7 protein-coding genes are annotated in these 9,943 nt (G+C 72.8%); 3 read left to right on the top strand and 4 right to left on the bottom strand.

Annotated features, from left to right (window positions below; genetic code table 11):
* Positions 1-395: 395 nt before the first annotated feature.
* Positions 396-950: a MarR family winged helix-turn-helix transcriptional regulator gene (locus AC0B9F_RS37745; protein ID WP_472010306.1), complete on the bottom strand. Its 555-nt coding sequence runs from the start codon at positions 948-950 to the stop codon at positions 396-398.
* A 134-nt stretch (positions 951-1,084) separates the two neighbouring features.
* Between AC0B9F_RS37745 and AC0B9F_RS37740 the strand changes: the two genes are divergently transcribed.
* Complete coding sequence (locus tag AC0B9F_RS37740) at positions 1,085-2,344, top strand: MFS transporter (protein WP_472010309.1); 1,260 nt, start codon at positions 1,085-1,087, stop codon at positions 2,342-2,344.
* Positions 2,345-2,368: 24 nt separating this feature from the next.
* Here AC0B9F_RS37740 and AC0B9F_RS37735 read toward each other — a convergent pair whose 3' ends face one another.
* Positions 2,369-4,024 carry an ATP-binding SpoIIE family protein phosphatase gene (locus AC0B9F_RS37735; protein ID WP_472010304.1) on the bottom strand — a complete coding sequence of 552 codons (1,656 nt, stop codon included), beginning with the start codon at positions 4,022-4,024 and terminating at the stop codon, positions 2,369-2,371.
* Positions 4,025-4,264: 240 nt separating this feature from the next.
* Complete coding sequence (locus tag AC0B9F_RS37730) at positions 4,265-5,644, bottom strand: NAD(P)/FAD-dependent oxidoreductase (protein WP_472010307.1); 1,380 nt, start codon at positions 5,642-5,644, stop codon at positions 4,265-4,267.
* Between the two features lie 384 nt (positions 5,645-6,028).
* Between AC0B9F_RS37730 and AC0B9F_RS37725 the strand changes: the two genes are divergently transcribed.
* Together AC0B9F_RS37725 and AC0B9F_RS37720 are read left to right on the top strand one after the other, a co-directional pair.
* A complete protein-coding gene (locus AC0B9F_RS37725) occupies positions 6,029-6,817 on the top strand; it encodes a TetR/AcrR family transcriptional regulator (RefSeq protein WP_472010302.1) in 789 nt (262 codons plus the stop codon).
* Between the two features lie 225 nt (positions 6,818-7,042).
* Entirely contained in the window at positions 7,043-8,962 is a 1,920-nt protein-coding gene (locus AC0B9F_RS37720) for a sigma-70 family RNA polymerase sigma factor (RefSeq protein ID WP_472010299.1), read from the top strand.
* Here the strand turns inward: AC0B9F_RS37720 and AC0B9F_RS37715 are convergent.
* On the bottom strand, positions 8,949-9,281 hold the full coding sequence (locus AC0B9F_RS37715; protein ID WP_472010297.1) for a hypothetical protein: 333 nt from the start codon (positions 9,279-9,281) through the stop codon (positions 8,949-8,951). The two genes, AC0B9F_RS37720 and AC0B9F_RS37715, sit on opposite strands and share 14 nt — an antisense overlap.
* Positions 9,282-9,943 lie beyond the last annotated feature (662 nt).

Genomic DNA, 9,943 nt, shown 5'->3' with positions numbered 1-9,943 from the left:
CTTGCGTTTCCGACTCTATCAGATCTTTCCGATCCGATTTCCTCGGTGCTTTCCAGGTTTCCGCTCTCGCGTTTCCCTTTCCGGCGGTTCCGACTCTATCAGATCCTTTCGGCGTCTGATCCCCGGTCAGCGGGGTTTGTCTTCCCGGCTGTTGGGCCGTTCCGACGTCTCAAACCTTAGCGGATCCTTCCGGCGTTTCCCAATCGGGCCGCCGAGTCCCTATTCGAATTGAATTCGGGCACGCCGAAATCAATCCCGTTGGGAGATCGTGCTGTGGTGTGAGGTGCCGCTCGAGGCGGCGGGAGGTGCCGTCGCAGAACCGTTACGGCCCCGCGGCAACCCGAAGAACTTTACGGATCGGGGAGGGGGATGTCAAGCATCCCCTGTCAACCTCTTTAGTCGAGGTCGGTGAGCCGGCCGCCGGCGTCCGGCTGGGCGTGCTCCACGCGGCGCAGCAGGCGGGTCAGCACCTCGTCGAGGACTGTCCGCTCCACGGGCGTGAGGTCCTGGAGGAGCTCCTCCTCGAACACCGTCGCGAGGCGCATCGCCTCGAGCCACTTCCCCCGGCCCTCAGGAGTCAGCTCCACGATCACCCGGACGCGGTTGGACTCGTCGCGCTCCCGGGTGACCAGACCCTCGGCGACCATGCGGTCGATGCGGTGGGTCATGGCGGCCGGGGTGAGGCCGAGGCGCTTGGCGAGGTCGCCGGGGCCCATCCGGTAGGGGGCGCCGGAGAGGACGAGGGCCTTGAGGACCTCCCACTCGGCATTGCTGATGCCGAGCTCGGCGGTCTGCCGCCCGTAGGCGACGTTCATACGGCGGTTGAGCCGGGAGAGCGCCGAGACGATCTTCTCGACCTGGGGGTCGAGGTCCTGGAACTCGCGCTGGTAGGCCGCGATCTGCTCTTCGATGGTCGGCTCGGCGCCGAGCGTGCCGGAGGTGTCGCCCATGGCCGCAGTATGGCACGCCTGCCCTTTGCCTTGAAGTCCTTCACCATGTACTCTTTAGCTTCGAAGTTTACTTTCGAAGTCTTCACTCCTAACTACTGAGAGAGGTGAACGTGACCAGGGAGAAGGGCGCAGCGATGCGCCGGATCCACGTGGGCAACGCACTCAGCGCGTTCGGGCTCGGCTTCACGGTCCCCTACCTGTACGTCTACGTGGCGCAGGTGCGGGGCCTCGGTGCCGTCACGGCGGGGATGGTTCTCGCCGTGTTCGCCGTGGCCGCGTTGATCGTGCTGCCGTTCGCCGGTCGGGCGATCGTGCGGCGCGGCCCGCTGCCGGTTCTGCTCGCCGCCCTGGTCACCGCCGCGCTGGGCGCGCTGAGCCTCGGGCTGGCGAGCACGTCGGCCGCCGTACTGCTGTCGGCGGCGGCGCTGGGGGCCGGGCAGGCCGTGATGCAGCCGGCGCTGGCGACGATGATCGTGGACTGCTCCACCACGGAGACCCGGTCGCGGGCGTTCGCGATGCAGTTCTTCCTGCAGAACCTGGGGCTCGGCGTCGGCGGGCTCATCGGCGGGCATCTGGTGGACACCTCGCGCGTGTCGTCGTTCACGCTGCTCTTCGCGATCGAGGCGGCGGTGTTCCTGCTGCTGGTCGTGGTGATGGCGACGGTGCGGGCGCCGCACGCGCCGAAGGTCGAGGACGCGCCCGCGTCGGTCAAGGGCAGCTGGAAGCAGCTGCTGGGCAACCGGGCCATGGTGCAGCTGTGCGTGCTGGGCTTCGTGCTGTTCTTCGCCTGTTACGGACAGTTCGAGTCCGGCCTGAGCGCTTACGGCGTCGAGGCCGCCGGGATATCGACGTCGGCGCTGGGGACGGCGCTGGCCGCGAACACCGCGATGATCGTGGTGGCGCAGTTCGCCGTGCTGAAGTTCGTCGAGCGTCGCCGGCGCTCCCGGGTCATCGCGGCCGTGGGGCTGATCTGGGCCGTGGCGTGGGTCGCGGCCGGGTACGCGGGGCTGGGGCACGGCAGCCAGGAGATGGCGACGGCCGCTTTCGTCTCGACGTACGCGCTGTTCGGGCTGGGTGAGGCGATGCTGTCGCCGACCGTGGCGCCGCTGGTCGCCGATCTGGCGCCGAGCGGGCTGGCCGGGCAGTACAACTCCGCGTTCGCCCTGGTCAAGCAGCTCGCCCTGGCCGTCGGTCCGGCGGTGGGCGGTCCCCTGGGGGCCGCGCTGCACGCGCCGTACATCGTGACCTTCCTGCTGTTCTCGCTGGCGATCAGCGTGCTGGCGATACGGCTGGGGCGCCGGCTCACCGAGGTGCAGGACCAGCCGTGGCGTGCCCGCAGCCGGGTGGTGCAGCGCGGTGGCGCACCGGCGGACGCGGTGACCGCGGACGCGTAGGCGCGAAGGACCGGTCCCGCCGGTCTACGCCTTGCGCAGGGCGAACTCGCACCACACGGCCTTGCCTCCGCCGGGGGTGCGTCTGCATCCCCAGTTGGAGGCGATGGTCGCGATGATCGCGATGCCCCGGCCGGACTCGTCGGCCGGTTCGGCGCGGCGGCGCCGGGGCAGGTGGTCGTCGCCGTCGGTGACCTCGACGATCAGCCGGCGGTCGGTGCGGCGCAGGCGCAGCCGCATGGGTGGCGTGCCGTGCTGGAGGGAGTTCGCGACGAGTTCGCTGGCGGCCAGGACACCGAGGTCGTGCAGCTCGGGCGGGAAGCGCCAGCTGGTGAGGACACCGGAGGCGAAGGCACGCGCGCGGGGTGCGGCCTCGATGCCGCCGAGGAGTTCCAGGGCGGCGTTGCGGAACAGTTCGCTGTCGGGGCCGGTGCGCGCGGGGTGCTGCAGGACCAGGACGGCGACGTCGTCGGCGTGGTCGGCGGTGACGCCGGCGGAGCGCACCAGGCGGTCGCAGACGACCTGGGGGGTGCCGGTCGCGCCGGCCAGGGCGCGCTCCAGGGCGGCGATGCCCTCGTCGAGGTCCTCGTCGCGGCGTTCGACGAGGCCGTCGGTGTAGAGGACGGCGGTGGAGCCGGGGCCGAGCGGCATCGAGCCGGAGGTGTGCATCCAGCCGCCGGTGCCGAGCGGGGGGCCGGTGGGTTCGTCGGCGCGGTGCACGGTGCCGCTTTCGTCGCGCACGAGGATCGGCAGATGGCCGGCGGAGGCGTACATCAGCCGGCCCTCGTTCGGGTCGTGGACGGCGTAGACGCAGGTGGCGATCTGGTTGGCGTCGATCTCGGTGGCCAGGCCGTCGAGGAGCTGGAGCACCTCGTGCGGGGGCAGGTCGAGGCGGGCGTAGGCGCGGACGGCGGTGCGCAGCTGGCCCATGACGGCGGCGGCGCGCACGCCGCGGCCCATGACGTCGCCGATGACGAGGGCGGTGCGGCCGCCGCCGAGGGTGATCACGTCGTACCAGTCGCCGCCGACGGCGGCCTCGGTGCCGCCGGGGTGGTAGGTGGCGGCGACGCGCAGGTCGTCGGGTTCCTCGAGTTCCTGCGGGAGCAGGGAGCGCTGGAGGGTGACGGCGGTTTCGCGCTGGCGGCGTTCGCTGGTGCGCAGGCGTTCGGCGGCCTCGGCGTGGTCGGTGACGTCGGTGGCGAAGACGAGGACCCCGGGGCCGCCTCCGTCGCCCTCGGTGACCGGGGTGCAGGTGAAGGTGTAGGAGCGGCCGTCGGGGGCCTTGCGGGACTTCAGGGTGCGGGGCCGGCCGCTGCGCAGGACCTGGTCGAGAAGCGGCAGCAGGCCGAGTTCCTTCAGCTCGGGCAGGGCGTCGGCGGCGGGGGCGCCGGCGGTGCGGGGTCCGAAGGCGGCGGTGTAGGCGTCGTTGACGTGGGCGAGGCGGTGGTCGGTGCCGTGGACGAGGGCGACCAGGGCCGGGACGCGGTCGAGGACCGCGCGCACGGACAGGTCGTCGACGGCCGGGACGCCGGCGGTGGCCGGCGTGCCGTCGGTCCCCTGCTCGGCGCGGGCGGCGGGGACGGAGCCGTCGCCCCGCCGGTCCGCGGTGGTCGTGGCGTCGGTCCGCGCGGCGGCGCGGCGCTGCGTTCCGGGGAGCCGGGCGCTCCAGCGCGTGAAGTTCACGAATCCTTGCCTCGTGTAGTCGTCGTCGGCCGGCTCCGGGGCCCGGCCTGGGCTCTGCGGGCCGGGCGGCGGTGGCCGCACATTGTTGCAGCACCCGGGACATGCAGCACGTGGGGACAGCCTCGCTTGAGTTCGCGGACGGTGGCGGCCCGACCGGGCTCGGTGATCAGTCTTGCAGGGTGGCCGTCCGGGCCGGCATCCGTCAGACGCCCCGGCGGCCGGTGGAGTTCCTGGGTCCGGCTAGTTGGACCCCTTCGGGTCGTTCTTCGGATGGTCGGAAGGCTTTCCACCGGCGGCCAGTTCGAACTCCGCGCGGGGATGTTCGAGTGAGCCGAGGGAGACGATCTCCCGTTTGAACAGTCCGGACAGCGTCCATTCGGCGAGCACGCGCGCCTTGCGGTTGAAGGTGGGGACGCGGCTGAGGTGGTAGGCGCGGTGCATGAACCAGGCGGGGTAGCCCTTGAGTTTGCGCCCGTAGACGTGTGCGACGCCTTTGTGGAAGCCGAGGGAGGCGACCGAGCCGACGTATTTGTGCTCGTACGTCTGGAGGGGTTCGCCGCGCAGGGAGCGGACGATGTTGTCGGCGAGCACCCTGGCCTGGCGGACGGCGTGCTGGGCGTTGGGCGCGGTCTCGGCGCCTGTCTCCTGGGCGGTGACGTCGGGGACGGCGGCGGCGTCGCCGGCGCTCCACGCGTGCGTGGCGCCGTCGACGGTCAGCTCGGCGGTGCACTTGAGCCGGCCGCGCGCGGTCAGCGGCAGGTCGGTGGCGGCGAGCACCGGGTGGGGTTTGACGCCGGCCGTCCACACGACCGTACGGGTCGGGAAACGGGCGCCGTCGCTGAGGTGGGCGACACGGTCCACGCAGGAGTCCAGGCGGGTGTTCAGGCGGACGTCGATGTTGCGGCGGCGCAGCTCGGTGACGGCGTAGCGGCCCATCTCGGCGCCGACCTCGGGCAGGATCCGGTCGGAGGCCTCGACGAGGATCCACTTCATGTCCTCGGCGCGCACGTTGTGGTAGTAGCGCGCGGCGTAGCGGGCCATGTCCTCCAGTTCGCCGAGCGCCTCCACTCCGGCGAAGCCGCCGCCGACGAAGACGAAGGTGAGGGCGGCGTCGCGGATCGCCGGGTCGCGGGTGGAGGAGGCGATGTCCATCTGCTCGATGACATGGTTGCGCAGGCCGATGGCTTCCTCGACGGTCTTGAAGCCGATGCCGTGCTCGGCGAGACCGGGGACGGGCAGGGTGCGCGAGACGGAGCCGGGGGCGAGGACGAGTTCGTCGTACTCCAGATGCTCCGGGGGCGTGCCCTTTTCCTCGGTGGCGAGGGTGGCGACCGTGGCGGTGCGCGCGGCGTGGTCGACGGCGGTGACCTCGCCGATGACGATCCGGCAGTCGGGCAGGAAGCGGCGCAGCGGCACGACGACGTGGCGCGGGGAGATCGCTCCGGCCGCGGCCTCGGGCAGGAACGGCTGATACGTCATATAGGGGTCGGGCGTGACGATCGTGATCTCGACCGCGCCGCGTCGCAGCTCCCCTCTGAGCTGCTTCTGCAGGCGCAGGGCCGTGTACATCCCGACATAGCCGCCGCCGACAACGAGAATGCGCGCACGTTCCTTCACGATCCCATGACGCACCCGGCGCTGCCGTTTGTCCACAGCCCCGGCGATTTGTGTGACCGGGAGCCGGGGATGCCCAGGCATGGCCGAAACGTCCGAGTCGGGGGCAGTCGCGCAGGTCAGGGTGTGTGCGCCGGGGTGCGCCGGGGGGTGTTTTCGGGACGTATGCGGCCCGTACTCCGATCGGGGGGCGCTCCGTGCGGAACGTGCCCCTTCTGAATTGACTCCCTCTCAACTATGTTCGTGTCACGACGGGGTGTCTGGGGGAGACGCTCATCGGGCCCGAGAGATATCGCACGGCCGGGCCCGGGCACGCGATGCTTGTCCGCGCGCCCCGGCGCGTATCTAGGGGAGTCTCCGGGGGGAGACGTCATTACCGGGGGATCATTCATGCACATTCAGGACTCTCACTGGTCGTCCGCATCCGCTCTGGCCGCCGGCGGGGCGGTGAGCGCGGCGGGGGGCAACGGGCGCGGGGACTCGGCGCGGACCACGCCGCTGCGCGTGGACGCCCAGCGCAATCTGGAACACGTACTGCGGGCGGCGCGCGAGGTCTTCGGCGAGCTGGGGTACGGCGCGCCGATGGAGGACGTGGCGCGGCGGGCCCGGGTCGGCGTCGGCACGGTCTACCGGCGCTTTCCGAGCAAGGACGTGCTGGTGCGGCGGATCGCCGCGGAGGAGACGGCCCGGCTGACCGAGCAGGCGCGCACGGCGCTCGGCCAGGAGGACGAGCCGTGGTCGGCGCTGTCGCGTTTCCTGCGCACGTCGGTCGCCTCGGGCGCCGGACGGCTGCTGCCGCCGCAGGTGCTGCGGGTCGGGGTCGCCGAGGAACAGGCGCTTGCCGCGGGTGCGACGGGCGTGGGCGTGACGGGCGCGGGTGCGGTGCTCGACGAGGCGCGCGTGCCGCAGCAGCGGTCGCAGCCGGGCGCCGGTGAACTGCGGCTGGTGCCGGAGCACGGCATGGAGGACGACGGCGCCTCGGTGCTGCTGGAGGTCGTGGGCCGGCTCGTGGAACGGGCGCGTGCGGCAGGCCAGTTGCGGCCGGACGTGTCCGTGTCGGACGTGCTGCTGGTGATCGCCACGGCGGCGCCCTCGCTGCCGGACCCGGCGCAGCAGGCGGCGGCCTCGGCACGGCTGCTGGACATCCTGCTGGAGGGTCTGCGCTCGCGCCCCGCGTGAGCCGTGGGGAGGGCGCGTCGATCCACCTGGCGCGCCCTTACCGCACAACCCCTCTGTCAACGCGATCCGTTGAGCCTTCCCCGAACGAGTGACATTCAGTACCGCCGGGCGCCAAGTCCGCCCGGACGAGTGGTTGCCGCTGAGGCCGGGCCATGTCCGAAAGCCGGTGTGGCACTCTGACCCGGTGTTCAGGACGGGTCGGGCAGGCGGCGGGGGCTTTCCGCGATGAGCGTTGACGGGCGGGACGAGTCACTCGACGACGGGGACGCGTACACCGGCGGCCCGGCCTCACCGCAGGTACCGCCCCAGGGCAAGCGGATTCCGGTGCCGCCCAGCGGCCCCGCCGACCCCGCCGACGGGGGCGTCCCGACCCAGCGGGAGTGGCACGAGGACAGCGTGCTCCCGCCGCCGCGGCCCATGCCCGCGTCCGACGCCGACCTCATCGAGCGGATGCGCTCCGGCGACGACTCCGCCTACGAGGAGCTGTACCGCCGGCATGCCGGCGCCGTCCGCCGCTACGCCCGCACCTGCTGCCGCGACGCCCACACCGCCGACGACCTCACCGCGGAGGTCTTCGCCCGCATGCTGCAGGCCGTACGCGGCGGCTCCGGCCCCGAACACGCCGTCCGCCCCTATCTGCTCACCTCGGTGCGCCGCGTCGCCGCGCACTGGATCCAGTCGGCCAAGCGGGAACAACTCGTCGACGACTTCGCCGTCTTCGCCCAGCAGGCCTCCCGTTCCTCGGAGGTCACCGACGACACTGCGCCCGACGGCTCCTTCGGAGCGGGCCTCGACCTCGGCGCCGATGTGCGCGCCATGCACGAGGCCGAGCAGTCCATGGCCATGCAGGCGTTCCGCTCCCTGCCCGAGCGCTGGCAGGCCGTGCTGTGGCACACCGAGATCGAGGACGAGTCGCCGAGCGAGGTCGCCGTCCTGTTCGGCCTGGACGCCAACGGCACGCGCGTGCTGGCCAGCCGCGCCCGGGAGGGACTGAAGCAGGCCTACCTCCAGGCCCACGTCTCCACCGCCCTGGCCGACGACGAGGAGTGCGCCCGCTACGCCGACCAGCTCGGCAGTTACGCCCGCCGCAAACTGCGCACGCGTGCCGAACGGGGTCTGCGCAAGCACCTGGAGGAGTGCGCTAGGTGCCGGCTGGCCGCCAGCCAGATCGAGGAAGTCGCCAGCAGCATCCCCGCCGTGGTCCCGGTCGCCGTCATCGGCTGGTTCGGCGCCGCCGGCTACGCCAAGGCGCTCGGACTTGTCGCCGGGGGCGCCGGAGCGGGTGCGGCGGGCGCCGCGGGCGCGGCCGCGGCGGCGAGCGGCGGCTCCTCCGGGTCGGCCGGCGGCGCGGCGGCCTCCGAGGGACTGGGTGCGCCGGTGAAGGCCGGTATCGCCGCCGGTGTGGTGGCGGTCGCCGCCGCGGCGGTGGCACTCGCCCTCGTCGGCAACGACAGCCCCGCCCGGAAACCCGCCGCGGCGCCGCCCCTGTCCGCACCCGTCGTACGGCCGCAGCCGCCCACCCCGGCCCCGCCTCCCCCGCCCAGGCCCGCCCCGAAACCGGCGATCGCCGAACCGGCCCCCACGCCGACACCGGCCCCCACCCCGCCACCGACACCCAAGCCGAAGCCGAAGCCCACGCCGCGGCCCAGGCCGACCCCGACGCCGACCCCCACCCCGACACCGGCCCCGCCTCCCCCACCGGCCCCGGTCCCGGCCGTCTACGAGTGGAACGAGCTGTCGTACGACATCGCCGGTGACGGCACCGCGCCCGAGATGCGGCTCGCCGCGAGCAGCTGGGTGTGGCAGCGCCAGGACCTGTCGATCGGCGGCAAGCGGTACGACCGCGGGGTGAGCGTGCACGGCGACTCCTCCGTCACCATCGACCTCAACCGCCCCTGCACCGCCTACGACGCCCTCGTCGGCGTCGACGACATGACCCTGAAGCTCGGCAAGGTCTCCTTCTCCGTCTACGCCGACGGGGTGCGGCTGTGGCGGTCCGGCAGGATCAAGGGCGGCGAGCCCGCCGTACCCGTGCACGTGGACCTGACCGGCCGCAGCACCGTGACCCTGGTCGTCGAACCGCACAGCCCCTTCGACAGCCTGGCGGTCGCGGACTGGGCCGAGTCGAAGTTCAGCTGCGGGTAGAGCGGGCCCCCGCCGGCTGGTCGCCGACGGCGGCCTCCAGCTCCTCCAGTGCGCCGCCGACGGTGAGGGCGCGGACGGCCGTCGCGCCAGCGTCGGAGGCGGCCAGCAGCCGCACGGCACGCGGCAGGTCGTCCAGCCGCTCCAGCAGATCGGCGGCCATGTCGACCAGCGACGACGTGACCCCCTCCGAACAGCGCGTCGCCACGGCCTCCCACAGTGCCTCCGCGAGCATCGGCAGGCCGTGCTCCGGGCCGGACTCGCCGGCCGTGATCAGGGCGCCGACCGCTCGCAGCATGGCGAGGAACTGCGGAGGCGGCATGCCCTGGCCGATCTCCGTAGGCGCCGCCCGCCACAGCTCACGGGCACGGCGGACGACCCCGTCGTCGCGACGGCGTCCTTGCGGAGGGCGCGGCGCAGACGCCCGACAAGGGCCTGCAGGGCGGCGGGGCGTCCGCCCAGACCTCATCGACCAGGGTGCCGGGTGCGGTGACGAGGGAGGGGCAGAGGGCGATCCCGGTGAGCAGCGCACGCACCCGGTGCCCGCCGGGGGTCACTGACCGTCCGCGGATTCTGTACCGCACGGTCCCCTTGTGTCGGCGCCACGCCGGACGTTGAGGTGCCCGAGGCGGCCCTGCACCCGGCATTAGGGCGCCCGCGATGGGCCTGCGCCCGGCATTCGGTGTCGGGGTTCCGCCTGCGCGCCCGGCGATGACGACAGCCCGGCGTCGTAGCTGGCCGGGGGTGGCTGCGCAGCCCGGCGCTGACGGGGCGCCTCCCCCAAGCTCTTCGAGCAGGGGGTACCCCCAGCGCCCACCCGTGCCGCCCCAGCGGCACGACTGCCCGCAGCTAGGCAGGACGGCGGCCCGCGCTCACGCGCACGCGGCTAAGACGTCATCTCATTTGGCTGAGTAGGCTGCCGGTTGTGGTGGGGATCGTTGAACGGCTGGTGCCGGACGAGTTGTGGGAACTGTTCCAGCGGGT

This window comes from Streptomyces sp. NPDC097129 (genome assembly GCF_055668065.1).
The sequence above is the reverse complement of the archived record's forward strand: the minus strand, read 5'-3'. Positions and strand labels throughout refer to the sequence as shown.